This is a genomic window from Roseovarius sp. A-2, from assembly GCF_002072155.1.
Classification (GTDB): domain Bacteria; phylum Pseudomonadota; class Alphaproteobacteria; order Rhodobacterales; family Rhodobacteraceae; genus Roseovarius.
Map to the genome: position 1 here is coordinate 220,588 of NZ_BDIY01000001.1, position 25,217 is coordinate 245,804.

Consider the following 25,217-nt stretch of genomic DNA (forward strand, 5'->3'; position numbering starts at 1 on the left):
CTCGTTGCCGTTCTCCTTTAGCGTTAATGCGCGGAGCGCGCCGCTGCGCCGGGCCGCCCCGTCGCAATAGATGCGCCGCAAACCCCGGCACGCCTCTGACGTGACGGCTGGGTGCTCTTGAAACGCATCAAGAAATTGAAAATGCGGAATCATTCTTCTGATGTTAAGTGCCTTCCTCTGAACGAATGCAGCACCCACCCGCAGTCGGGCACCGCGCGGCTCATCCCTGAAATCGCCAAACTCCGCTCCAGGCCATTCGCAGACCGTCATTTCAATTCCTCCAAAGGATGTTAGCATCGCGGAGAATAAAGGGGGAGAGCATGATGAAGATCGTCAGAACGCAAGACGTCACGAGCAAGCAGGCCGATGCCGCCTATTTCACCGGCCGGGTCTGGCAGGAACCGGTGGCCGAGGCCCCCGCGCCTGCACGGGTGCGGGCGCTGCGCGTCACCTTCGAGCCGGGCGCGCGCACCGCGTGGCACACGCACCCGCTCGGCCAGACGCTGCACGTGCTGTCGGGGGTGGGCCTGATCGGCACGCGGGACGGCACGGTAGAGCAGATCCGCGCCGGTGACTCGGTCTGGATTCCACCCGGCGAAGAACACTGGCACGGGGCCTCACCCGAGCGGATGATGTGCCATCTGGCGATCCAGGAGGGGCAGGACGGGCGCACGGCGGACTGGCTCGAACAGGTGAGCGACGCGGATTATACGCGCAGCTAAAGGCCGCCTCAGCCGCGCGCGACCTCCAGAAACCGTTCGATCTCCGCCTCGGTGATCGACCAGTCGCAGACAAAACGCGCCAAGAGCGGTTCATCCGCCGGGCCCTGATCGAGCGGGCCGTCGTAGAGTGCATAGGCTGCGCCTGCCGCTTTCAGCCGCTGGTGGGTGGCACGCGGCAGGCGGGCGAAAATCATGTTGACCTGCGGCTCAAATGTGATCTCCGCCTCGGGCAGGTCGCGTAACCCTCGCACCAGTTTGGCCGCCTGTGCATTGGCCGTCTGCGCCGTGGTCAGCCAAAGATCCTCCGCCAGATAGCCCAGCATCTGCGCCGAGAGATAGCGGTGCTTGGAGACGAGATGCGCCGAGCGTTTGCGGCGCAACTCGAATTCCCAGGCGTTTTCAGGGTTGAAGAAGATCACCGCCTCAACCCCGAGACAGCCGTTCTTGGTGCCGCCCATCGACACCGCGTCGATCCCCGCCTGCCATGTCATCTCGGCCGGGGTGCAACCAAGTGCCGCCACCGCATTGGCGAAACGCGCGCCGTCCAGATAGCATGGCAGGCCGTGATCGCGCGCGATTTGGCTGAGCGCGGTGAGTTCCGCGCAGGTGTAGATGCGTCCGCGCTCGGTCGCCTGCGTAAGTGCCAGCGGCCCGTGTTGCGGGTTATGCACATCGCCTGCCGGCCAGGCGCTGATCGCGGCCTGCAACTCATCCGGCGTCATCTTGTCGGTCTCGCCCACAAGGCTGAGCTTTGCGCCGCCGGTAAAGAACTCGGGCGCGTTGCACTCATCCGTGTGGATGTGGGCGAACGGCGTGCAGAACACCGTCTGCCACGGCTGCGACAGGGTGGCGAGCGCCAGCGCATTGGCCGCCGTGCCGGTGGCCACCAGATAGACGCTGGCCCGCGGTGCCGCAAAGAGCGCGCGCAGCCGGTCGCGGACGAGGTTCATCAGCGCCTCGTCGCCATAGGATGGCATGTGCCCGGCATTGGCCTCGCTCATGGCCCGCATGACAGCAGGGAGCGCCGGGCCGGAATTATCGGAGGCGAATTGCATCAGGTGGGCTCCTCTATGATATGCTCTTCCCAGTCATCCTCTGGCACGTCGAACTCAGGGACCGTGCGGTGTTGCATCGAGATGCCCGCGTCATGCACGCTCTGCGGATCGCCGGAAATCAGCGGGTGCCAGTCATAGAGGGGCTTGCCCTCGTAGAGCAGTTTATAGGCGCAGGTTTCGGGCAGCCAGTAGGCGTGGCGCTCGATCGTGTGGGGTTTGAGCGAGATGCATTCCGGCACGAATTGCTGGCGGATGGGATATTGCGCACAGCGGCAGGTGGTGTCATCGAAGAGCCGACAGGCGACGCGTGTCAGCGCCACCTCACCGGTCTCGTCATCCTCCAGCTTGTTGAGGCAGCATTTGCCACAGCCGTCGCAGAGAGCCTCCCATTCCCTTTGCGTCATCCGGTCGAGGCGGGTGGTTTCCCAAAAACGCGGGCGCAATCCGCTGCGGTCGATGGGATCGCTCATAGCGCCGCCAGTATGCTGCGCGCGCGGGCGCAATCGGCATCCATCTGCGCGATGAAGGCGTCAAGACTGTCGAATGTCTCCTCGGGGCGCAGGTAATCGACAAGGGCCACCGAAAGCGGTGCGTCGTAGAGATCGCCGGAGAAATCAAAAATGAAAGTTTCCAGATTGGGCACCTCGCCGTGGAACATCGGCCGCAGCCCAAGCGAGGCCGCGCCGTGATACTGCCCCTTGTGCGGCCCGTCGAGCACATCGACCAGCACCGCGTAGACGCCGAATTTGGGTGGGTGCAGCCCCTCGATGGACATGTTGGCAGTGGGATAGCCAAGCGTGCGGCCGCGCTGTTCGCCGCCCACCACCGGGCCGTCGATGCGGTGCCAATGGCCCAGCATGGTGGCGGCTGCGCGTGGGTCGCCGTCCGAGAGCGCGCGGCGGATGGCGGTGGAAGAGACCTGACCGGCATCGCGCTCCAGCAACTGCGCGATGGTCACACCAAAGCCCATTTCGGCACCAAAAGCCTGTAACATCGCGGCATTACCCGCGCGCCCCTTGCCAAAGCAGAAATCCGCGCCGACGACGACATGCGCAAGGCCCAGCCCGTCGCGGATCACGGTCTGCGCGAACTCGCGGGGGCTGAGCGAGGCAAGCGCGGCGTTGAAATTGATCTCATAGAGCCGCTCGACGCCCAGTTTCTCCAGCCGATGCGCGCGCGCCTCGCGGCCCATCAGGCGGAACGGGGGGGCCTCGGGGGCGAAATATTCGCGTGGATGCGGCTCGAATGTCAGGATGCCCAGGGGCGCGCCGCTGCGTGCGCCCGCCGCGCGTGCCTGATCGATCACTGACAGGTGGCCGATATGGACGCCATCGAAGTTGCCGATGGCGACGGAGGCCCCGCGATCGGCCTCGGTGACATAGGTGTAATCCCGGATGATACGCATAGGCCATGGCCTAGCGCCGCGCGGCGGCTTGCGCAAGGGCGATCAGGCGGCGCGGCGGCGCAACGACGAGGCCAGATAGACCAGCACCAGGAGAACCGCCGCGCCGGTCACGAAAAGCGCGAGTGCGGCCATCAACGGGGCCAGCGGCAGGAGCGTGGCAAAGGGCGCCGGCAGGGCACCGGTGGTCAGCGTCCAACCCATCGTGGCCGCGAACCAGCCGAGGATCATCGCCGTCGCCGTGCGAAGCTGCGCGCGCAGCCCCGCGCGGCGCACCCGCAGGCCCCGGCGCAGGGCGATGACGGGCTGCGACAGATCCCGCCCGATGGCCATCAGGGCAGGCACCACCACCAGCACCAGCAGCATGCCAAAACCCAGGCCATAGACCAGCGTGATCACCGTCGGCTTGAGGAATTGCGCCTGCGTGGACCGCTCGAACAGCAGTGGTGCAAGGCCCAGAACGGTGGTGAGCGTGGTCAGCAGCACCGGCCGCAACCGGTCGCACGTGCCCTCGATGATGGCGGGGATCAGCCCGCGTGTCTCGGCGTGCTCGTCAATCGAGGTAACCAGAACGATTGAATCGTTGATGATGATCCCGGTCATGCCCAACAGGCCCACCACGGTGAACATTGACAACGGCACATCCCATTGCGCGTGGCCCCAGATGGTGCCGACAAGGCCGAAGGGGATGATCGCCATCACCACCATGGGCCGGGTCCAGCTGGCAAAGACCAGCGACAGCACGAGATAGATGCCCAGAAGCGTCAGGATCAGCCCCATGCGGGCGTCGGCCATGAACTCATCTTCTTGTTCACTCAGACCCGCGAGGCGGTATTCGACCTGATGGGTGGCGGCGATCTCGGGCAGGATCTCAGCCTCCAATGTGCGGCTGATCTCGGCGGCGCGGGCCGGGTCGTCTTCGGAGATGTCACCGGTCACGTTGATCAGCCGCAGCCCGTTCTCGCGCCGCACGGTGGCAAAACCGGTGCGCTCGGTCACGCTGACCACATCCCCGAGCGGCACGTAATGGCCCGAGGGCGCGCGCAATTGCATCGTGTCGAGGAAATCGGCGGTCAGCTCGCCGCGTGGCAGTTCGACCCGCACTTCGGCCGAGCGCGGCCCGTCGGGATAGGTGGCAGCCTCGATCCCGTTCACGCGGTGGCGCAGGATGCGGCCCAGATCGTCGATGGTAAAGCCCATGGCGGCGCCCTGCGGCGTCAGATCGAGGATCAGTTCGGATTTGTCATAGGCGAGGTTGTCTTCGAGCGCCGAGACCTCCGGGTAGCGTGCGAGCGCGGATTTGAGCGCCTCGGCGGCCTGCTTGAGCTCTTCTGCCGTCGCTCCGTGCAGTTCCACGTCGAGCGCATCGCCGCCTGGCCCCGAACGGCTGCCGCGAAAACTGAGCGTCTCGGTGAGCGGCAGTTGCGTGACGCGCTCTTGCAGGTCGGCGACAAACGCAAAGCTGGAATAGGGGCGCTGGTCGGGGTCGATCAATTCGATGGATATGCCGCCCAGAAGATCTGCATCCTTGGTGTCCGCGCCCGACAGACCGCGCCCCGAGGTGCCGCCCGCTTGGGCGATCACATAGCTGAGCGGATTGGCCCCATAGCGGTCCTCGTATTCAGCGCCAAGTGCCTCGGTCGCGCGCTGCATCTCGCGCATCTGCGCCAGCGTGTCGGCGCGGCTTGCCCCTGGGGCCATGGCGAAGTTGCCCGACACGCTGCCGCGTTCGGGGGCGTTGAAGAACCGCCACGTCACATCACCCTGCAAGAAACTGCCGATCTGCGTGGCAAGCAGAAGCACCGCGCCTGCAAGCACCACGTAGCGCGCCCGGACCAGCAGCCCGAGAAGCGGGCGAAAGGCGCGCTCTCGCACCCAGGTAAAGCCGCGGTTCACCACCCGGCTGGGCAGGTCGTACCAGTGATTCCTGGCCGAATGGGCTACCGCGTGGGCCATGTGATTGGGCAGGATCAGAAAACATTCCACAAGGCTCGCGGCCAGCACGGCGATCACGGTGAAGGGAATGTCATAGATCAGGTCGCCGAACCGCCCGCCGATCACCGCAAGGCCGAAAAAGGCGATCAGCGTGGTTAGCGTGGCGGAAAATACCGGCAGTGCCATGCGCCCGGCGGCGCGTTCGGCGGCGACCATCGGCGGCTCGCCATAGCGGCGGTGACGTGCGTCTGCATGTTCGCCCACCACGATGGCGTCATCGACCACGATGCCAAGCGTGATGATGATCGCGAACAGCGAGATCATGTTGAGCGTCAGCCCGGCGGCGTACATGATGGCCACCGCCGCCAGCATCGCCACCGGAATACCCGCTGCCACCCAAAAGGCGGTGCGCGCGTTGAGAAAGAGAAAGAGCAGCCCGACCACGAGCGCAAGTCCGGTCAGCGCATTGTCGAGCAGCATATCGAGTCGGCCCGATATGGCCTCGGACCGGGTGCGGATGAGGTCGATCGAGACGCCCTCGGGCAGGGTTTGCAGCATGGTGCCCGCCACGTCGCGCACCTGCGCCTCGATCTCGAGCGCGTCGCCCTTGGCCGAGCGGGCCACGCTGACCGAGATGGCGGGCCGGTCGCCCACGAAATAGGCCACCTCGCGCGCCGCCCCCGCCACGCGGATGCGCGCCACGTCGCCGATGGTGAGGGCAGTGCCGTCACGTTCCATTCGGAGCGGAATCTCGGCGATCTCGGCGGGGCTGCGCTTGGCGGTGCCGGTACGCACGCGGGTATTCGCGCCCTCCATGTCGCCTGCCGGATCGGTGGTGATCTCGGCGGCGATGGCGGTGGCGATTTCCTCCATCGTGATGCGATGCGCGATTAGGTTGGAGCCGGGCACCTCGACCACCGTTTCGGGCGCGGCGACACCTTCGATCGTGGTCCGGGTGACGCCCGCATCGAATAGCCGGGTGACGAATTCGTCTGCGATGCGGGCCAGTTGCCCGGTGCCCACCGGGCCGGTGATCACCACATCTGTCACGCTGTCGCGCCATGCGCCGCGTCGTACTACCGGCTCTTCGGCCTCGTCGGGCAGGGTGGTGATCTGATCAAGCGCTGCCTGCACCTCGTCGGCGGCACGGCCCATGTCCCAATCGGGTTCGAATTCGAGCACGATAGAGGCGCTGTTCTCGCGGCTCGTGGCATTCGAGCTTTCGACGCCTTCGACCGCCAGCAGGGCGGGTTCGATGATCTGGACGATCGCATTGTCCACATCCTCGGCGCTGGCCCCCTCCCAGGTGACCGAGACGGAAACGTTGTCGATAATGATGTCGGGAAAGAACTGCGCGCGCATGCGCGGCATGGCCATCAGGCCAAGTGCGATCAGCAGCACCAGAAGCAGGTTGGCCGCCGTGCGGTGCCGGGTGAACCATGAGATCAGGTCGCGCATCGGCCTCAGCCCCCCATCCGGCGTTCAAGCCGTTCGACGGTCTGCATGGGCACCTCCGGGCGCTCCAGTTCGGCCAGCAGGCGGGCGCGCATCGGCTCGGGCATGGCACGGTCGCCCTCGACATAGGCGCGCAGGCGGGCGCGGCGGTCGGGGTCGAGCGTGAGGGTCGCCCCGGCATTGGCCTCCGGTTGCAGTCGGCGCACCTTGATGCCGGGGCCGAGAACCGGGCTGCGTTCGCTCACCACCTCGCGCCCGGCAAGCCCCGCGCCTCGCACGAGGATGTCGTTGTCCTGACGGCGCAGAAGGGTGACCGGCAGGCGTTCAATCCGCTCATCCGGCCCGAGCACCAGCACCGTGCCCTCCGGCCCGAGCGCCGTGGCGGGCAGGCGGATCACCGCGTCAAGCGCGGGTTCCTCGACGTTGACGGAAACGAAATCGCCCGGCTTCATGGCGGGTGCCTCGCGGAGCGTGGCAAACAGCATACGGCCGCTTTCGCCGTCGGCGAGGCTGGCTGATTGGCGGGTGATCTCTCCGGCGGCGGTCAGGTCGAGCCCGCCGGTATCGAGCGTCACGGTGACGGGCGCAGGCAGAAGCGTGCCGTCCTGACCCAGCAGGCGGGCATATTGCGAGGTCGAGACGCGGAACGCAACCTCGAGCGCTGTGCCATCGACCAGCGTTGCCATCTGTTCATTGGCCGTCACCAGCCGCCCCTCGATCACCGTCACATCGCTAAGCGTGCCTGAAAATCCGGCGGTGATGCGGGTCTCGGCCAGCCGTCGCTCGGCCTCGGACAGGGCGAGTTCGGCGCGGGCAGTCGCGGTCTTGGCCTGATCAACGCGGGCCTCTGCGAGGGCCAGGGCCTGACGGCTGGCCAGTATCGCCTGCCGCGCCTGCACCACGTTGTATTCGGCGGTTTCCACTGCCGTCAGAGTACCTACGCCACGGTCCTCAAGATCGCGCTGACGGGCTAGCGCCCGGTCCTGAATTTCGGCCTGATCGCGTCGCGCGGCCAACTCGTCACGCGCCAGATCAAGGGCGCGTGCCGCCTCGCGCTCCTCGGCGCGGGCATCGTCAAGATCGGTGCGCGCGCGGCTTACGGCGGTCTCAGAGTCGGCAGGGTCGATCCGTGCGAGGAACTGCCCGGTCTGAACCATGCCGCCCTCGACGAAATCCGGCGACAGTTCGGTGATCACCCCGGCCACCTGCGCACGAATCTCCAGCGTGCGGCGGCTCTCGATCTGGCCAAAGGCCGTCAGGATGGGTGTGATCCGCGCCTCTTCGGCCGTCACAGTGCGCACCGCAAAGACGCGCTCGCGGCGCTCGGGCGCGCGGGGCTCCTGTGCCATGCGCTCCTGCACGGCGCTGACCACGATCTGACCGGCATAAGCCAGCAGACCCAGGGTCAGTGACAGAAGGAAGAGGCCGAAAAGCCCCTGTCGCAGAAACCGCATGGCGTACCACTCTCGTATCACCGGCCCGGCTGGTCGGCGGATGGATTACATTTAACCGTGACAGGGCAAAAACCAAGTCACGGGAGAGTTATACGCCCGTCCGTTTTATTTCCGGCGCTGATGCTCGTCGAGCCGTGGCATGATCTCGACAAAGTTGCAGGGACGGTGGCGGTAATCGAGTTGCGGGCCAAGGATCTCGTCCCAGGCGTCCTTGCAGGCACCGGGGCTGCCGGGAAGGGCAAAGAGATAGGTGCCGCCCGCAACGCCGCCCGTGGCGCGGCTCTGGATTGCCGAGGTGCCGATCTTCTGCATCGAGACCATGGTGAAGACCGTGCCGAAGGCGTCGATCTCTTTCTCGTAGACATCGCGATGCGCCTCGACCGTGACATCGCGACCGGTTAGGCCGGTGCCGCCGGTGGAAAGCACCACGTCCACCTCCAGGCTTGCCACCCATTCGCGCAGCTGATCGGCGATCTGATCGCGCTCGTCGCGCACGATCATCCGGTCGGCAAGGATATGACCCGCCGCCTCGAGCCGCTTGACCAGCGTGTCGCCCGAGCGGTCATCGGCCATGTCGCGGGTGTCCGAGACGGTGAGAACGGCAATGCGGACGGGAATGAACTCCCTGGTCTCATCAATAGGGGACATGGTTGATCAACTCCGGGACATGAGGGCGAGGCGGGCGGCCAGCGCCGTGAAGATTGCGGCCGAGGCATAGCCCAGCCCGCGATTAAAGCGCGCCGAGGTGGCAAGTCGGCGGCCAACGCCGCCGGCAAAGACCCCAATCGCACCGTTGATGAAAAACCCACCCACAGCCAGAACGAGACCGTAGATGAGGAATTGCGGCAGGATGGCGCGGGCAGGGTCGATGAATTGCGGCACGAAGGCCAGCACGAAGAGGATCACCTTGGGGTTCAGCAGGTTCACCAGCATGCCCTCGCGAAACGCGCGGGCGGGGCCGAGCCGTGGCGCGTCGGGGCGCATCGGCCCCTGGCGCAAGGCCCCCCATGCCAGCCACAGAAGATAGCCCACGCCAAGCCAGCGGATCACATCGAGCGCCAGCGGCAGGGCGGCGATCACGGCGGCGAGGCCCAGCCCCGCCAGCGTGACATGCACGATACCGCCCGCCGAGATCCCCGCACTCGCGGCGATGGCGGGGCGCGGGCCCGCCCGCAGCCCGAGACCGAGGCAGAACATCATGTCCGCCCCAGGTGTGAGGTTGAGAGCGAGGGCGGCGGGGACAAAGGCCAGCAGGGTCAGCGGGTCGACGATCATGCCCGCCCCGCAAGTCGCGCCTTGAGCGCCAGAAGATCGGCCCAGGCCTCTCGCTTGGCTGCCGGGTTGCGCAAGAGATAGGCCGGGTGAAACATCGGCAGGGCGGGTTTGCCATAGGCTTGCATCCACTGCCCGCGCAGCCGGGTGATACCGCGCTTGCCCAGCCCCGCCTCGCAGCTGATATTGCCCATCAGGACAACCACATCGGGGTTGGCCAGTTCCACATGCCGTGCCATGAAGGGGCGCATCATCGCGATCTCGTCTGCATTGGGGTCGCGGTTCTGCGGCGGTCGCCATGGCAGGATATTGGAGATATAGAGGGCGGCCCCGGGTGTCTCGGCACCGCGCGAGAGGCCGATGGCGTCGAACATCCGGTCGAGCAACTGCCCGGCACGACCGACGAAGGGCTTGCCCTGAATATCCTCGTCGCGGCCCGGCGCCTCGCCGATGATCATCAGCCGGGCGGCGGGGATGCCGTCACAGAACACCAGATTTCGCGCGCCGCGCCGCAGGTCGCAATGTGGATAGGCGGCAAGTGCCGCGCGCAGCGCGTCGAGCGTGGGCGCGGCTGCAGCGGCTCTTTCCGCCTCTGCCAGCGGGTCGGCCTTGGCCTGTGGCGTGGGGATCACGGGCGTGACCGTTGCGGTGTCCGTCTTGGCGGCAGGTTTCGCCGCCTTGTCGGGCAAGTCATAACGATTGACGGGCGCATCCCCGATTGCCTCGGTCGCGCCGAGTTCGATCTGCCAGGCAAGGCTGGCAAGGGCTGCATCCGGTGTAAGGGTCGATTCCATGCAGCACAGGCTATCCCGCGCGGGCGGCGCGGGAAAGGGGCGATGCGGACGCCTTTCAATCGGGCCGGTCCTTTCTGGGTCTTACCGGCGCTTTAGGCTCTGGTCGTCGAATTGCGGGTCCGGAATTTCGGTTTTCTCTTTTGGAGTGAGACATTGTATGCGGTATCGGGCGGGGGGCCGCCTCCTGTTGTCACCACCAAACGAGGACGCCATGACGTTCATGCCAACTCGCCTCTGCGCCCTTCTCAAAACCGGAGGGCTGGCGCTGATGCTGCTGACCTCTGCCAACGGCACCCTTGCCCAGGATGCGCTGCAACAGATGGCGCAAGAGGTCGAGGCCCGGATCGGCGGGCGCATCGGATATGCGATGGCTGACCTTGCCAGCGGTCAGAGCTGGGGCCACCGGGCCAATGAGCGGTTCCCGATGTCCAGCACGTTCAAGGCTCTACTCTGCGGGGTGATCCTGATGCGCGTCGATGCCGGAGAGGAGCGGCTCGACCGTCGCATCGCCTTTGGACGCGACGATCTGGTGACCTATTCGCCCGTCACCGAAGCCCGCATCGACAAGGGGATGACCGTCGGAGATCTGTGCGAGGCCGCCATCACGATCAGCGACAATGCGGCGGGCAATCTGCTGCTGGCTACGGTCGGCGGGCCAGAGGGGTTTACCGCCGCGTTGCGCGGCCTCGGTGACAGGACGACCCGCCTCGACCGTTGGGAGACCACGCTCAATGAAGGCAGGCCGGGCGATGTGCGCGACACCACGACGCCGCACGCTGCGCTGGCCACGCTGAGGACCCTGCTCTTTGGCGACAGCCTGTCCCCGGCCTCGCGCCGACAACTTTCCGATTGGATGATCGCAGATGCGGTCGCCGATGATCTGTTGCGCGCCAGCCTGCCCGAAGGCTGGATTATCGGTGACAAGTCCGGTGCCGGCGGGCATGGCTCGCGCTCGATCATCGCGGTGGTCTGGCCGTCGCCCGACCGCCCGGTTCTGACCGCGATCTACATGACACAGAACGATGCGGACATGTCCGCGCGCAATGCCGCCATCGCCAAGATCGGTGCGGCGATGTTCAAAACGCTGTCTCTCAAGTAATTTGTCGGCAGGTCACATCACGCCTCGCGCCCGTGTGCCTTGAGTCGGGCATGCAACGCGCCAGCCTCGTGTGCGCCCGCCTCAAGCGCGAAGACATAAGCATGGGTGAGGTAGAAGCAGGACGCGTCGAGATCGTTCACCGTATCGGCGGCCTGGGCATAAAGCCTGATCAGCGCGCGGCGATCGCCTGCTTCATGCGCACGGATCATCCGTGCGTCGAGCTCCTTCATTCCGCCGCCCTCGCGAGGGCGCGATGCGCCTCGACCTTGCCTGCCACCCACTCGTGAAAGCAATGCGTGGGGCTGTCCATCACCGGCGAGAAGCGCCCGCCGTCGAACCCCTCGGCGTGGCGGCCGCGCTGCATGCCCTGGACCACGAAGATATCCTCTTCGAACACCGTCTTCCAAAGCTGGGTGTTGCGCATGCGCAGCCCTTCGTCGCTGTGCGGCACCGAATAATAGAGGTGGATATGCTCGACCGTGCGTTCCGGGCCCTTGGGCTCCAGTATGATGGCGAAGGCATGGTCGCGGTGCACGCCCAAGAGGACGTTGGGATAGGCCGCGATATACTCGGCCTGCTCGTTCCATTTCGCGCCGACATCCTCGAAATCGGGGAATTTCTCGCCGTTCTCGTTGGTGAGCTGGCGGTAGACCATCGTGCCCTGACCGGAATACTCGCCGGGTTTCTCGATGTGGTAGTGATCCTCCAGCTTGGAATAGCTGTTGAGGCCGGGATGTACCCAGGGCAGGTGGTAGCTCTCGCAGTAATTCTCGACAGCGAGTTTCCAGTTGGTCCGGACCTCGAGCTCGAACCGGCTGTCATGGCCGCCGTGATAGAGCGGCAGGTCGAACTCGGACCAGCGCGCGATGAGATCGGCCATCGCCTCCTCGAACGGGGCGGCGTCGCCCGAGATGTTGATCCAGACGACATCGCGCCAGATATGGCTGCGCACCTCGTTGAGGCCAAGCTCATTCCGCTTGATGCTGTCATGGGTGTTGTGGCCCGGCCCGCCGACATGCGGCGTGGAGACGAGCGCGCCCTTGGTCGAATAGCACCAGGAATGATAGGGGCAGCGAATGGCACCTTCGATCTTGCGCGGTTCCTCGACGAGGATCATGCCGCGATGGCGGCAGATGTTCTGAAAGACCCGCACATCGCCGTCCTTGTCGCGGATCAGCAGCAGCGGCATGCCGAGAAATTCGAGCGGCTTGGCATCGCCCGGTTCCGGTACATCGGCGGCCACGGCGAGCCCGGCCCATTGCGAAAAGAGCAGCGCGTGCCTTTCCTCGTCATAGACCGCGGGGTCGATGTAATGCGCATTGGGCAGCCCATGCGCTTGCGCAACGGAAGCGCGTACCTGCGAGAGATCGGTCAAGGAAGGGGGCATCGCATCGTCTCCTGAACATCAAGCCTGAGGCAGATTAGGCGCGATCAGGGCGTCGGGGCCGTCCGTCTGCGACCTTCGGCTTTCCTCAAGGCGACATCGGGATGCGCTGTATCCGATCACGTATATGTGCATTCCGCGTGAGCGTCGCACTGTGCAAGGCTCACGGCGAAACGGATGGCAGGGGAATTATATGGTCGGGATCGTCTTGTGGAGCGATGCGCCCGGTCTGCGGCTGTTGATCTGGTGCGAGGATCAAGGCGGGCTGGCCTATTACGACGGGTCGCGTGAGAGGCCGATCCCCGACGCAAGCGCCGGGGATGTCGTACAGGTGGAGGAGGTGCCGGGCACTGGCCCCATGCGGCGCGCCCGCGCGGTTCAGCTGGTCGCACAAGGGGCTGCCGCACAGGTGCCGCAGATGCTTCTGCGCGAGGCTGCACGCCACGGTGCCGCATTGGCGAAAATCTGAATTCAGGTGCCGCGCGACATGGCGGCGACGCCGGTACGCGCCATCTCGACAAGGCCCAGGGGACGCATCAGATCGGCGAAGGCGTCGATCTTCTCCGGCGCGCCGGTGATCTCAAAGACGAAGCTGCCCAATGTGCTGTCGACTGCATTGGCACGGAAGATATCCGCCAGCCGCAGCGCCTCGACGCGCTTTTCGCCTTCGCCCTCGACCTTCAGCAGCGCCAGTTCACGCTCCACGCTCGCCCCCTCGACGGTGAGGTCGTGCACCTCGTGGACCGGCACGATGCGGCCAAGCTGCGCCTTGATCTGCTCGATCACCTGTGGCGTGCCGGTGGTGACGATGGTGATGCGCGAGGTGTGGCCGGTATGGTCGACCTCGGCCACGGTCAGGCTGTCGATATTGTAGCCGCGCCCCGAGAAGAGGCCGATCACCCGCGCAAGCACGCCCGGCTCGTTATCCACGATCACGGCGAGAGTGTGGGTTTCCTGCACGTCCGAGAATTGTGGCCGCAGGTTATAGGCGGAATGCTTGGACGAGCCTTTTTTGATTTTCAGGGGGGACATGTCGGGTTCCTTGTTGAGGCGGTTTTGCCCCGGAATTTTTAAAATTCCGGGACGTTTTCTTTTCAAGAAAACGGGCTCATACCAGCACCGCGCCGCCTTCCTTGATCGCGTTCTTGGTGGAGGCCTCGCCCAGGAGCATCTTGTTATGCGGCTCGCCCGACGGGATCATCGGGAAGCAGTTCTCGTGCTTCTCGACAAGGCAGTCGAAGATCACCGGCCCGTCGTAATCGAGCATTTCCATGATCGCGTCGTCGAGATCGGCGGGGTCCTTGCACAGAATGCCCTTGGCGCCAAACGCCTCGGCCAGTTTCACGAAATCGGGCAGCGCCTCGGACCACGAGGACGAGTAGCGCTCGCCGTGCAGGAGTTCCTGCCATTGCCGGACCATGCCGAGACGTTCGTTGTTGAGAATGAACTGCTTGACCGGCAGGCGGTATTGCACGGCGGTGCCCATTTCCTGCATGTTCATCAGCCACGACGCCTCTCCGGCGACATTGATCACCAATGCTTCCGGATGCGCCATCTGCACCCCGATGGAGGCGGGAAAGCCGTAGCCCATGGTGCCCAAGCCGCCGGAGGTCATCCAGCGGTTGGGATCCTCAAAGCCCAGATATTGCGCTGCCCACATCTGGTGTTGGCCCACTTCGGTGCAGATGTAGCGATCATGCCCCTTGGTCAGCGCCTCAAGCCGTTCGAGCGCGTATTGCGGCTTGATCGTCGGGCCCGCCTGTTTGAACTTCAGGCAGTCAACCTTGCGCCATTCCTCGATCCGGCCCCACCATTTGGAGATCGCCTCGCGATTGACCTTGCCGCCGCGGGCCTTCCAGACTTCGAGGACATCCCCGAGCACGTCGGCGATATCGCCGACAATCGGGATATCGGTCTTGATCACCTTGTTGATTGACGAGGGGTCGATGTCGATATGCGCCTTGATGCTGTCGGGGCTGAACGCATCAAGTCGCCCGGTGATCCGGTCGTCGAAGCGTGCGCCGATATTGATCATCAGGTCGCAGCCATGCATCGCCATGTTGGCCTCGTAAAGCCCGTGCATGCCGAGCATCCCCAGCCAGCTCTTGCCTGAGGCGGGATACGCCCCGAGCCCCATCAGCGTGGAGGTGACGGGAATGCCCGTCGCCGCGACCAGGTCACGCAGCAACCGGCTTGCCTCGGGGCCCGAATTGATCACCCCGCCGCCGGTGTAGAAGATTGGGCGCTTGGCCTTCTCGATGGCCGCCACCAGATCGGTGATGCCCTCGATGTCGCCCTTGATCTGCGGCTGATAGTGATGCGTGCGCGCCTTCTCCGGGCCGACATACTCGGCGCTGGCGAATTGCACGTCCTTAGGGATATCGATCAGCACCGGGCCGGGACGGCCCGAGGTGGCGACGTGAAAACCCTGATGGATCGTGTCCGACAGGTTCTTGGTGTCGCTGACCAGCCAGTTATGCTTGGTGCAGGGACGGGTGATGCCCACGGTGTCTGCCTCCTGAAAGGCGTCGTTGCCGATCATGAACGTAGGCACTTGCCCGGTCAGCACCACCAGCGGGATGCTGTCCATCAGCGCATCGGTGAGGCCGGTGACGGCATTGGTGGCACCTGGACCTGAGGTCACCAGAACGACGCCGGGGCGACCGGTGGCGCGTGCGTAACCTTCGGCGGCATGCACCGCGCCTTGTTCGTGGCGCACGAGCACGTGACGAATGTCGTTTTGCTGAAAGATTTCGTCATAGATCGGTAGCACGGCGCCACCGGGATATCCGAATACGACGTCCACGCCCTGATCCTTGAGGGCCTGAACCACCATTTTCGCTCCGGTCATCTGACGTGTCATGTGCTTGTGCTCCGTGTATGACGTCATTTCAGTTCGCATAAAAAAGCCCCCGGTTGGAAACGGGGGCGCATGGGGAACCATCAGGGTGTCCGTTACCGGCCCATGCGCCACGTGCCTGCGATGTCTACTAGCGTGTCCATCCCGCGCGACTCCTTTGCTGCGTGGCGGCGACATTAGGTCTGGCAGCGGGGGGCGTCAAGGCGATATGGCGGATAAAATGTCGCCGGATGGGGTATTTTCTTTGCATTTGTTGCGTGAATTGGCGGGGATCGGTTGGATGCGGTAGTGATGCACGCATTCCGCGGGAACCAGTCATTTGCCAAGAGGTCCCAATCCCAGCCAGCCACGGGGGGCCGCAATGCAGGATTGCGACGCGCTTTATCTCTCTGCCGATGACTGGGACGGGTTGCACGATCCCCGCCCGAAGAGAGCGATTTCGACCGGGTGATCGCGGCGGGGATGAGCCTGCCCGCGCGCATATTGGCGGCACCGCCCGCGATCACCTCGGCATTGGGTCGGTATCTGCCGCCGATCATCCGGTCGGCAACCGAGGCCGACAGCAGCGATTCAATCCCCGCGAGGAAGGCGATCACGAGGGCCGAGGGCAGTAGTTCAATGATCCGCGCGGGGCTGAGGTCAGGCCGGGCGCGCGCCCGCGACAAGCAGGATCACCCCCGCCATCAGCGTGGCCAGAACCGGCCCGCCATCGCCATGCGCGGCGATGACGCCGTAGACCACGACGGTGAACGCCTCCGTTGGTTCGCCGATCTGCACCCGGCTGCCGCCCAGCACCGAAATCAGGAAACCGCCGATGATCGCCGTGGTCAGCCCGTCGCCGGATCCGCCCCCGAGGCAATGGCGATGGCGATGCTGAGCGGCAGCGCTGCCATCGCCACGGTGATCCCGGCAAGGATGTCGGCGCGCAGCATCGGCGCGGTATAGACGGGCAGGGTGCTGAGGATCATGGGCTTCATTAGCATTTATCAATGCCCGCGCGGCGCGGCGATCAAGTGAACATCCGGTCGTTGTTGTCGCACCGGGTTGCTTGCGACCCAACACCCATCCCATCCCGGTGACAGATGCCTGACCTCCGATGCAGCTAGCCTTGCATCAGCGCCCGCGCCGCCAGCCGGGCCTCTTCGGTGATGCGGTCGCCCGAGAGCATCCGGGCGATCTCGTCGAGGCGGTCGCCCCCGTCCATCGCCGTCACGGTTGAAAGCGTCATCCCGTCCTGCACGCGCTTTTCGACGCGCCAGTGATGCGCGCCGCGCGCGGCCACCTGCGGCGAATGCGTGACCACCAGAACCTGGCCGTTCTCGGCTAGCTGTGCCAGGCGGCGGCCCACGGCATCTGCCGTGGCCCCGCCGACGCCGCGGTCGATCTCGTCGAAGATCATCGTCAGGCCGCTGTCGGCGCCCGCAAGGCAGACCTTCAGTGCCAGCAGGAAGCGGCTCAATTCCCCGCCCGAGGCAATCTTGTTGAGTGGCCCCGCCGGTGCGCCGGGATTGGTTGCGACGGTAAAGGTCACCTCGTCGCGGCCCGATGGCCCCGGCTCGACCGGTCGGATCGCAGTGGTAAAGACCGCGCGCTCCATCTTGAGCGGGGCCAGTTCCGCCATGACCGCGCGGTCAAGTGCGGTTGCGGCCTCCTGTCGGGCTGCGCTCAACGCCTCCGCCCCGGCCTCATAGGCGCGGTCCGCCTCGTCGAGCGCAGCGCGCAGGGTTTCAAGATCCGCATCGCCCGCATCAAGGGCCGCGATCTGACCGCGCAAATCGTCGGCAAACCTGCCCAGCTCGTCAGGCTGCACGCCGTGCTTGCGCGCCAGCGCACGTATCGCGAAGAGCCGCTCCTCGGCCTGTTCCAGTTCCAGTGGATCGAAGCTCATAGCCTCGAGCGCGCTCTGTACCCCGCGCCCGGCCTCGTCCAGTTCCACGAGTGCACGGCCAAGCGCAGCGAGCGGGGCGTCAAGCGCCCCTTCAGCCTGATCCGCGACCCCGTCGAGCCAGCGCAGCGCATCACCCGCCGCGCCTTCCGCCCCGTCCGATCCGATCAGGCTCGCGGCGCGCGCGATGTCTTCGCGAATGCGCTCGGCCCCCTGCATCAGCCGACGGCGGATATCGAGTTCTTCCTCTTCGCCCGGCTGCGGATCGAGCGTGTCGAGTTCCGCCACCGCATGGCGCAGGAAATCCTCCTCGGTGCGCATCTTGTTGAGCGCCGCCTCGGCGTCGTCCAATGCCTTGCGCGCCTTCGACCGCGCGCCCCATGCCGCGCGCAGGCTGTTGCGCTGCGTGCCGAGATTGCCATAGGCATCGAGGATCGCGCGATGCCCCTTGGGGTCGAGAAGGCCGCGATCGTCCTGCTGGCCATGCAACTCGACCATCTCCGCCGAGAGCCGGCGCAGCACCTCACCCGAGGCCCGCCGGTCGTTGACCCAGGCCGTCTTGCGCCCGTCGGCGGTGTTGACGCGCCGCAGGATCAACTCGTCGCTGTCGGGAAAGCCCGCCTCTTCCAGCACCGCCCGCGCCGGATGGCCCGGACCAAGATCGAACACTGCGACCACCTCGCCGCGCTCGGCCCCGGCGCGCACCAGATCGGCGCGCCCGCGCCAGCCCAGCACGAAGCCGAGACTGTCGAGCAGGATCGACTTCCCGGCGCCGGTCTCACCGGTCAGCACGTTGAGACCCGACCGGAAATTCAATTCCAGCCGGTCGATGATGAGAATGTCGCGGATCTCAAGCGCACAGAGCATGCAGTGAACCCGTAGGGCGGGGTTTCTCCCCGCCATCCCTTATAACCAGCGGCCCTGAATGGTCTGACGATAGACCTGCCGCAGCCAGTTGTCGCCCGCCGCCTCCAGCGTCAGCCCGCGCCCGGTCAGGAGCTTGTAGCTGTCCTCGTACCACTCCGTACCACGGAAGTTGTAGCCAAGAATGGCCCCGGCGGTGCGCGCCTCGTCAACCAGGCCGAGCGAGAGATATGATTCGACCAGCCGGTGTAGCGCCTCGGCGGTGTGGGTCGTGGTCTGGAAATCCTCGACCACGACGCGGAAGCGGTTGATCGCCGCCGCGAAGTTGTCACGCTTGAGATAGTAGCGCCCGATTTCCATCTCCTTCGAGGCCAGGTGATCGAAGGCAAGATCGAATTTCAGGATCGCGGCATTGGCGTATTCGCTTTCGGGGTAACGCTCGATCACCTCACGCAGGGATTGCAGCGCCTGGAAGGTCAGGCCCTGATCGCGCCCGACCTCGTCGATCTGATCGTAATAGCTGAGCGCAAGCAGGTATTGCGCATAGGCCGCGTCCTCGTCGGTGGGGTAGAAGTCGATGAACCGCTGCGCGGCGGCGCGGCTTTGTTCGTAATCGCGGTCCTGATGATGGGAGAAGGCCTGCATGATCACCGCCCGCTTGGCGAGATCGGAATAGGGGTAGAGACGCTCGACCTCGGCAAAGCTCTGCGCGGCAAGATCGGGATCGTTCTGCGCCAGATCGTATTCCGCGCGCTCGAAAATCTGCTGCGCGGTGTAGTTTTCGTAATTCACCGTGCCGCGTTCGACGCTTTCGCGATCACCGCAGCCGACCAGCGCCAGAACCGCGATGGCGGTACCGATCAGCCTGGCCCGGGGCTTGCCCTCACTCATGCGCGTTCATTCTCCAGGTTTCGTCCGGGCGGGGACGGACCCCGCATTGCCCCTGCTCCTAGCACAGAAATTCGCGGTGCAAAACGTCTTTGCCGCATTTTGCCGACCTGCGCCATCAGGCCGCCCGGGCAAGGCTTTCGGAATAGAGCCCGGCCCCCGGCAGCCAGCTTGCGGTGCGGCTGTCGCAGGGGGTGATCCAGTAATTGGCCGGATCTGCGAAAACCGCGCGCAGCAAGGCATTGGTCAGCGCGTGCCCCGCCAGATAGCCCCGGTAATGGCCCAGGATTGCCACCCCTGCGAGGCCCAGATCGCCCATCGCATCCAGCATCTTGTGGCGCACGGCCTCGTCCCAGTGACGCAGGCCACCCGGGGTCAGCACCCGGTCGCCATCGACCACCACCGCGTTGTCCAGCGATCCGCCGAGCGCCAGCCCGTTCGCATGCATCGTGCTGATATCGGCGCGGCGGCAAAAGGTGCGGCTATTTGACAATTCGCGGACGAAACTGCCATTGGACATGTCGAGCGACTTGCGCTGCACACCGATCGCCGCATCCTCAAAGGCGATGTCGAATTCGATCCGCAGGGTCGGGGCAGGGGACAGGCTGGCATACGCCTGACCGCGCGTCACGTGCACGGGGCGGCGCAGCCGCAAAACCCGCAGCGGTGCCGGGCTGGTCTGGGGGCCGACCGCCAGAATCTTCTCGACGAAGGGCGTCGCGCTGCCATCGAGGATCGGCAGTTCGGGTCCGTCAACTTCGACCATGACATTGTGAATGCCAGACCCCGTGAGCGCGGCCATCAGATGCTCCACCGTGCTGACAGATGCGCCATCGGCATTGACCAGCCGCGTGCAGAGGGCCGAAGGCGCGACCCGGTGCCAGAGTGCGGGGATGACGCTTGCCGCGACGCCGGGATCGGTGCGGCGGAACACGATGCCGGTGCCGGGGGCTGCGGGATGCAGTACCATCCTGGCCTGACGGCCACCATGCAGCCCGACCCCTTCGAAGATCAACGGAGATTTGATCGTTCTCTGCACGGTTACCCCCGGGCGCGGCCAGTTGCTTCATTCGCACCGGATCCGGGCATGTCAGCCTCTTACGGGGCGTGACACATCGCGGCGGTTTGAGGGCTTGTACGTCGGGACCGGCGCGCGCTCAATTCAATCTTTGTAACCGACTGAAACATCGCGCCGTGTTAGTGTCGGCGCGCTACCTGATCCCTCGACCCGCGCAAAGAAAAAGGCCGCCCCCCGGGCGGCCTTTCAGGAGAGTTCGGGGCAGGGTGTCAGTTCGCTTGACGACGCAGGAAGGCCGGGATCTCGATCTGCTCGTCTTCCTCTTGCGCTCGCGGCGCGGCCTGCTGCGTCGGCGCGGACTGCACCTGCGGTTGCTGACGTGCCGGGCGCGGGGCCTCCGATGCGGTACCGTGGCCCGTCATCCGGTTGATCAGCGAGTTGATCCCAAAGCGCTGCTGACGCTCTTCCCCGGCCGTCGGTCTCGTGGCGGCAGCGCCCTCGTTTCGCGGGTGCTGCTGCTGCGAGGCGGCCCGGCCCACGGCGGTTTGAAGGCGTTGCATGGCCTCGGGCGAGGGGGTGCCGGGCGCAGGCGCGCGCGGCGCGACAAAGCTCTCGGCGTCGTCTTCGGGCTGCATGTCGCTATGCGTCGCCGGGGCTACCTCCTCGACACGCGGCTGATAGGCGGGCGGCGGCAGACCGGCGTCATCCTCTTCGAATATGTCCTCCATCTGCTCCTCGGCGGCGGCGCGCTGTGCTTCCTCCTGCTCGAACAGTGACGGTTCGGGCTCTTCGCTGCGGGCTGCGACGGGATCTTGGGCGACGGCGGGCGTGTCGATCTCGACCGTCTCTGGCTGCTTGAGCGGCTGCGCCAGCGAGCGGCGCGGCAGCGGCGTCTCGAGCGTCTCGGTCGCGTCGATGCCCGTTGCTACGACACTGACGCGCATCGAGCCTTCCATCGACGGATCGAGCGTGGAGCCGACGATGATATTGGCGTCGGGGTCCACTTCCTCGCGAATGCGGTTAGCGGCTTCATCGAGCTCAAACAGCGTCAGGTCATGCCCACCGGTGATGTTGATCAGCACGCCCTTGGCGCCGCGCAGGCTGATCTCGTCCAGAAGCGGGTTCGCTATAGCCTTTTCGGCCGCCTGGATGGCGCGGTCCTCGCCGCTGTCCTCGCCGGTGCCCATCATCGCCTTGCCCATCTCGTCCATGACGGCACGCACATCGGCGAAATCGAGGTTGATGAGGCCTGGACGCACCATCAGGTCGGTCACACCCTTGACGCCCTGATAGAGCACGTCATCGGCCATGCTGAAGGCTTCGGTGAAGGTGGTCTTTTCGTTGGCCAGACGGAACAGGTTCTGATTGGGGATGATGATCAATGTATCGACCATCTTTTGCAGCGCCTCGACCCCGTCCTCGGCCTGACGCATGCGCTTGGCACCCTCGAACTGGAATGGCTTGGTCACGACGCCGACGGTCAGCACACCCAATTCGCGCGCGGCCTGCGCGATGATCGGTGCCGCCCCGGTGCCGGTGCCACCGCCCATACCGGCGGTGATGAAGCACATATGCGCCCCCGCCAGATGATCGACAATCTGTTCGATGCTCTCTTCGGCGGCGGCGGCCCCGACCGAGGCGCGTGCGCCCGCACCCAGACCCTCGGTCACCTTCACGCCAAGCTGCACGCGGTGTTCCGCGTTCGACTGGCTAAGCGCCTGCGCGTCGGTATTGGCCACCACGAAATCCACACCATCGAGCTCTTTCTCGATCATGTTGTTCACGGCATTGCCACCCGCCCCGCCGACACCGAACACGGTGATCCGGGGCTTCAGCTCGTCATGTCCGGGCATTGAAAGGTTGAGTGTCATTGCTCTGTCCGCCTGTCGTTATGGCCACGTTTTCGGGCCGATTTCTGCCTGATTGGGTCCATTCTTACCGATGGATACCCCAATCGTCACCAAAAAAACAGCTTTTGACCACCAAATATGGCCAGTTTTCTTACTGCTTTCGCGGGATTTCGCCGATAATGCCACATATTGCGGTTACCAGTTATCCTTGAACCACTTGACAGCCCGCCTGAGCGAGCGCGCCGGATAGCGATCCACGGGTATCTCGAAATCCCACCATTCGTCCTGCGGGTTGGCCGCGAAGAGACACATGCCCACGGCACTGGCAAAACCCGCGCCGGTCGCCGCCTGCGGTAGCCCGTGCACCCGCAATGGCCGTCCCAGCCGCACCTGCTGTCCCAAAATCTTGCTCGCCAGCCCGTCAAGGCCGGGGATCTGGCTTCCGCCGCCGGTCAGCACGATCTGTTGGCTGGGCAGATGATCAAAGCCCGCGGCATCGAGCCGGGCGCGCACCTCCTCGAGGATTTCCTCGACCCGGGGGCGCATGATGCCGATGAGTTCGGCGCGGCTGACCCGTCTGCGATCATGCTCGTAATCGCCGGTATCGCCGCCGATTTCGATCATCTCGCGGTCGTCCATGCCGGTGGCGACGACGCCGCCGTAAAAGGTCTTGATCCGCTCGGCGGTGGCCTGTGGCACCTGTAACCCCATGGAAATGTCGCTGGTGACGTGATCGCCGCCCATCCGGACACTGTCAGCGTAGATCATGTGTTTCTTGATGAAGATCGACACCCCGGCCGTGCCGCCGCCAAGGTCGATACAGGCCGCGCCCAGTTCCTGTTCGTCTTCGACAAGGGCCGCGATGCCCGACACATAGGCCGAGCTTGCCACACCCGCGAGTTCCAGGTCGCAGCGCTTGACGCAGTGCGCTAGGTTCTGGATCGTGGCCCCGTCCACGGTCAGCATGTGCATGTCGGTTGAGAGCACCTGACCCATCTGCCCGCGCGGATCGATCAGCCCGGAACGGTGATCGAGCGCGAAATTCACCGGCTGCGCGTGCAGCACCTCGCGCCCGTCGCCGTAATCGGGCACGTCGCAGGCGCTCAACACGCGGCTGATATCATGTTCGCTGACGGTATGCCCCTCGAGCTCGACCTGACCGGCAAGGCCGTAGCTGCGCGGCTCTGCCCCGGAGAAACACGCGATCACGTGGTCGACCCGGATATTGGCCATTTTCTGCGCCGCCTGAACGGCGGTGCGAATGGCGCGCTCGGTCTCGACCATGGCGTCGATCTCGCCAAAGCGCACCCCGCGCGAGCGGGTGGTCGCAGCCCCGATCACCCGGAACCCGGCCTGCCCGGCCATGCGCCCGATCTCCTCGGCCTCACCAAGGCTGCCGGTGCCATCAAACCGCAGTACCAGACACGCAATCTTGGAGGTGCCCACATCCAGCACCGCTACCACGCCGCGCTGCAAGGCTGCCTTGCGCATCGCGCGCATTGCCCTTTGGGATTCGTAAAGCTCGATCATCTTCAGTCTGCCCCTGACGTCATGCTTGTTATCCGCCACCATTCCTCGGTGGCATATTCGCTGAGGCGGATCGTCGGACGCGTGCCGATCCGCATGTCTATGGCGACGAGGTCGCGCTCCAGCATGTCATGCGCGCCGCTGAGCACGATCACCCGCTCCAGCGCGCGCACCGGATCCGCCTCTGGCAAGAGAATGCGCTTGCCGTCCTGCAAGACCAGATCCCATCGCCGCTCGCCCATCCGTACCAGCCCGCGAATGTCCTGACCGAGCGGGCGCGCCGCCTGAAGGATCTCCAGTGCCTGCGCCACATGCGCAGGTGCGCCGTCGCCGGTCATTACCGGCAAATCGGGGCGGGCGGCACGGGTGGCGACGCTGGCGATGCTCTCGCCCTCGATATCGACCACCTCGATCCCGTCGCGCGTTCGCCAGAGCGCGACCGGCTGGCGCTCGGTTATCTCGACGGCCAGGGTGCCACCCTGCCGGATGCGCACGGTGGCCTGCGCTACCGCAGGCAAATCCTCAAGCATGGTCCGGATCGCGGGCAGGTCGAGGTCGAAGGAACTGGCGGGCAGGTCATAGGGGAAAATCTCGTGGATATCCGCCTGCACGCTCTCGCTCGCGCCGTCGATGGCCATCAGGCGCACCATGAATTCGGGGCGCGTCTCGATCTGGCGGCGGATTTCTGTGGCCTGGTCCGCAAGCGCGACACGTCGCCCTTCATCCGACAGATAGATCGCCGCCGCTCCGGCCAGCAGTAGCACCGGCAGGCCAAAGCGTATCAGCCTGCGATAAAGCGGCGTCAGCATCAGGCGCTGCACCCGGTAGCTAAGCCGCGAGGGGGCGGGATCGACGCGGGGGATCACCTGTCGCATGAGGCATCCTCCACCATCCAGCGGCATAGCTCGGGGAAGGATATTCCCACCATCTGTGCCTGTTCGGGGCTGAGTGAGGTCGGCGTCATGCCCGGCTGGGTGTTGGTCTCGAGCAGGATCAGCCCGTTCAGGCCGCGCGCCTTGTCCCAGCGGAAATCGGTGCGGCTCAGCCCGCGACAACCGAGCGCGTTGTGCGCGCGCAGGGCGTAATCCATGCAGGCGTCGAAAATCTCTTGCGGGACCTCGGCGGGCACCACGTGGCGAGAGCCGCCGGGTTTGTATTTCGCATCGTAATCATACCAGCCGTCGGTCAGGATATCCGTGACCGTCAGCGCGCGGTCGCCCATCACGGTCGTGGTCAGCTCGCGCCCCGGCGCGTAGGTTTCGACCATCACCGTCTCGGGCATGTCATCCGAAAGCTGCGGCGGGCCGTTGGCGGCCTCCTGCACCAGGTAGACACCGACCGAAGAACCCTCGTTGTTGGGTTTCACGACATAGGGTGGCATCATCACGTGACCCGCACGCACTTCGTCCCGCAGGGCCAGCACGCTATCCACCACCGGCAGCCCGGCGGCGCGATAGGCGGATTTGGTGCGCTCCTTGTCCATCGCCAGCGACGAGGCCAGAACGCCCGAGTGGGTATAGGGAATGCGCAGCCATTCGAGCAGGCCCTGCACGCAGCCATCTTCGCCCCAGCGGCCATGAAGGGCGTTGAATACGACATCGGGGGAGATTTCGGTAAGTCGAACGGAAAGATCGCGGCCTGCATCGACCTCGACCACCTGAAACCCTGCCTCCTTCAATGCGGCGGCGCATTCGCGACCCGTTGACAGCGACACCTCGCGTTCCGCCGAGGGGCCGCCCATGATCACCGCAAT

At 65.2% G+C, this 25,217-nt stretch carries 25 protein-coding genes; 3 read left to right on the forward strand and 22 right to left on the reverse strand.

From position 1 onward, the window contains the following. Positions 1 to 323: 323 nt before the first annotated feature. Positions 324 to 722, forward strand: coding sequence for a cupin domain-containing protein (locus tag BHD06_RS01135; RefSeq protein ID WP_080455546.1), 399 nt, complete (start codon positions 324 to 326; stop codon positions 720 to 722). Between the two features lie 8 nt (positions 723 to 730). Here the strand turns inward: BHD06_RS01135 and BHD06_RS01140 are convergent, their stop codons facing one another. From BHD06_RS01140 to BHD06_RS01175, 8 genes are all read right to left on the reverse strand, one after another. Further along, complete coding sequence (locus tag BHD06_RS01140) at positions 731 to 1,777, reverse strand: low specificity L-threonine aldolase (RefSeq protein ID WP_080455135.1); 1,047 nt, start codon at positions 1,775 to 1,777, stop codon at positions 731 to 733. Further along, positions 1,777 to 2,247, reverse strand: coding sequence for a YcgN family cysteine cluster protein (locus BHD06_RS01145; protein ID WP_080455136.1), 471 nt, complete (start codon positions 2,245 to 2,247; stop codon positions 1,777 to 1,779). The genes BHD06_RS01140 and BHD06_RS01145 overlap by 1 nt, the downstream gene beginning before the upstream one ends. Beyond that, positions 2,244 to 3,182, reverse strand: a complete 939-nt coding sequence (locus tag BHD06_RS01150) for a bifunctional riboflavin kinase/FAD synthetase (RefSeq protein ID WP_080455137.1) — start codon at positions 3,180 to 3,182, stop codon at positions 2,244 to 2,246. Before BHD06_RS01150 ends, BHD06_RS01145 begins: the two co-directional genes overlap by 4 nt. A 42-nt stretch (positions 3,183 to 3,224) precedes the next feature. Then, complete coding sequence (locus BHD06_RS01155) at positions 3,225 to 6,572, reverse strand: efflux RND transporter permease subunit (RefSeq protein ID WP_080455138.1); 3,348 nt, start codon at positions 6,570 to 6,572, stop codon at positions 3,225 to 3,227. A 5-nt stretch (positions 6,573 to 6,577) separates the two neighbouring features. Beyond that, the gene (locus BHD06_RS01160; protein ID WP_080455139.1) at positions 6,578 to 8,023 is read right to left on the reverse strand and encodes an efflux RND transporter periplasmic adaptor subunit; all 1,446 of its coding nucleotides are present in this window, start codon (positions 8,021 to 8,023) and stop codon (positions 6,578 to 6,580) included. A 105-nt stretch (positions 8,024 to 8,128) separates the two neighbouring features. Continuing rightward, positions 8,129 to 8,671 carry a molybdenum cofactor biosynthesis protein B gene (gene moaB / locus BHD06_RS01165; RefSeq protein WP_080455140.1) on the reverse strand — a complete coding sequence of 181 codons (543 nt, stop codon included), beginning with the start codon at positions 8,669 to 8,671 and terminating at the stop codon, positions 8,129 to 8,131. A gap of 6 nt (positions 8,672 to 8,677) precedes the next feature. Continuing rightward, positions 8,678 to 9,298, reverse strand: coding sequence for a LysE family translocator (locus BHD06_RS01170; protein ID WP_080455141.1), 621 nt, complete (start codon positions 9,296 to 9,298; stop codon positions 8,678 to 8,680). Beyond that, positions 9,295 to 10,089 carry a uracil-DNA glycosylase gene (locus BHD06_RS01175; RefSeq protein ID WP_080455142.1) on the reverse strand — a complete coding sequence of 265 codons (795 nt, stop codon included), beginning with the start codon at positions 10,087 to 10,089 and terminating at the stop codon, positions 9,295 to 9,297. The genes BHD06_RS01170 and BHD06_RS01175 overlap by 4 nt, the downstream gene beginning before the upstream one ends. Positions 10,090 to 10,357: 268 nt before the next feature. Between BHD06_RS01175 and bla the strand changes: the two genes are divergently transcribed. Further along, complete coding sequence (gene bla / locus BHD06_RS01180; protein WP_139784618.1) at positions 10,358 to 11,188, forward strand: class A beta-lactamase; 831 nt, start codon at positions 10,358 to 10,360, stop codon at positions 11,186 to 11,188. Positions 11,189 to 11,205: 17 nt separating this feature from the next. Here bla and BHD06_RS01185 read toward each other — a convergent pair whose 3' ends face one another. Beyond that, a complete protein-coding gene (locus tag BHD06_RS01185) occupies positions 11,206 to 11,418 on the reverse strand; it encodes a hypothetical protein (RefSeq protein WP_080455143.1) in 213 nt (70 codons plus the stop codon). After that, positions 11,415 to 12,575, reverse strand: a complete 1,161-nt coding sequence (locus BHD06_RS01190) for an aromatic ring-hydroxylating dioxygenase subunit alpha (protein ID WP_080455144.1) — start codon at positions 12,573 to 12,575, stop codon at positions 11,415 to 11,417. The genes BHD06_RS01185 and BHD06_RS01190 overlap by 4 nt, the downstream gene beginning before the upstream one ends. Before the next feature lie 190 nt (positions 12,576 to 12,765). On the opposite strand from BHD06_RS01190, the gene BHD06_RS01195 reads away from it, so the two are divergent. Further along, a complete protein-coding gene (locus BHD06_RS01195) occupies positions 12,766 to 13,041 on the forward strand; it encodes a hypothetical protein (protein ID WP_080455145.1) in 276 nt (91 codons plus the stop codon). Between the two features lie 2 nt (positions 13,042 to 13,043). On the opposite strand, the gene ilvN is transcribed toward BHD06_RS01195, so the two are convergent. The 12 genes from ilvN to BHD06_RS01240 form a co-directional block, all read right to left on the reverse strand. Continuing rightward, the gene (gene ilvN / locus BHD06_RS01200) at positions 13,044 to 13,604 is read right to left on the reverse strand and encodes an acetolactate synthase small subunit (protein ID WP_080455146.1); all 561 of its coding nucleotides are present in this window, start codon (positions 13,602 to 13,604) and stop codon (positions 13,044 to 13,046) included. Between the two features lie 76 nt (positions 13,605 to 13,680). Further along, complete coding sequence (locus BHD06_RS01205) at positions 13,681 to 15,435, reverse strand: acetolactate synthase 3 large subunit (RefSeq protein ID WP_080455147.1); 1,755 nt, start codon at positions 15,433 to 15,435, stop codon at positions 13,681 to 13,683. Between the two features lie 173 nt (positions 15,436 to 15,608). Continuing rightward, positions 15,609 to 16,028, reverse strand: a complete 420-nt coding sequence (locus tag BHD06_RS24135; RefSeq protein ID WP_254892268.1) for a hypothetical protein — start codon at positions 16,026 to 16,028, stop codon at positions 15,609 to 15,611. A 43-nt stretch (positions 16,029 to 16,071) separates the two neighbouring features. Then, positions 16,072 to 16,209, reverse strand: coding sequence for a hypothetical protein (locus BHD06_RS24140; protein WP_254892269.1), 138 nt, complete (start codon positions 16,207 to 16,209; stop codon positions 16,072 to 16,074). Positions 16,210 to 16,259: 50 nt separating this feature from the next. Next, positions 16,260 to 16,400, reverse strand: a complete 141-nt coding sequence (locus BHD06_RS24145; RefSeq protein ID WP_254892270.1) for a SulP family inorganic anion transporter — start codon at positions 16,398 to 16,400, stop codon at positions 16,260 to 16,262. A 134-nt stretch (positions 16,401 to 16,534) separates the two neighbouring features. After that, the gene (gene recN / locus BHD06_RS01210) at positions 16,535 to 18,184 is read right to left on the reverse strand and encodes a DNA repair protein RecN (RefSeq protein WP_080455148.1); all 1,650 of its coding nucleotides are present in this window, start codon (positions 18,182 to 18,184) and stop codon (positions 16,535 to 16,537) included. Between the two features lie 39 nt (positions 18,185 to 18,223). Continuing rightward, positions 18,224 to 19,072 (reverse strand): outer membrane protein assembly factor BamD, encoded by an 849-nt coding sequence (locus BHD06_RS01215; RefSeq protein ID WP_080455149.1) that lies wholly within the window; start codon positions 19,070 to 19,072, stop codon positions 18,224 to 18,226. A 115-nt stretch (positions 19,073 to 19,187) separates the two neighbouring features. Further along, the gene (gene lpxC / locus BHD06_RS01220; RefSeq protein ID WP_080455150.1) at positions 19,188 to 20,108 is read right to left on the reverse strand and encodes a UDP-3-O-acyl-N-acetylglucosamine deacetylase; all 921 of its coding nucleotides are present in this window, start codon (positions 20,106 to 20,108) and stop codon (positions 19,188 to 19,190) included. 248 nt (positions 20,109 to 20,356) lie between these two features. Further along, positions 20,357 to 21,958 (reverse strand): cell division protein FtsZ, encoded by a 1,602-nt coding sequence (gene ftsZ / locus BHD06_RS01225; RefSeq protein WP_080455151.1) that lies wholly within the window; start codon positions 21,956 to 21,958, stop codon positions 20,357 to 20,359. A 174-nt stretch (positions 21,959 to 22,132) separates the two neighbouring features. Beyond that, positions 22,133 to 23,467 carry a cell division protein FtsA gene (ftsA, locus tag BHD06_RS01230; protein WP_080455152.1) on the reverse strand — a complete coding sequence of 445 codons (1,335 nt, stop codon included), beginning with the start codon at positions 23,465 to 23,467 and terminating at the stop codon, positions 22,133 to 22,135. Positions 23,468 to 23,469: 2 nt separating this feature from the next. After that, on the reverse strand, positions 23,470 to 24,339 hold the full coding sequence (locus tag BHD06_RS01235) for a cell division protein FtsQ/DivIB (RefSeq protein WP_080455153.1): 870 nt from the start codon (positions 24,337 to 24,339) through the stop codon (positions 23,470 to 23,472). After that, on the reverse strand, positions 24,327 to 25,205 hold the full coding sequence (locus BHD06_RS01240) for a D-alanine--D-alanine ligase (RefSeq protein ID WP_376764832.1): 879 nt from the start codon (positions 25,203 to 25,205) through the stop codon (positions 24,327 to 24,329). Before BHD06_RS01240 ends, BHD06_RS01235 begins: the two co-directional genes overlap by 13 nt. Positions 25,206 to 25,217 lie beyond the last annotated feature (12 nt).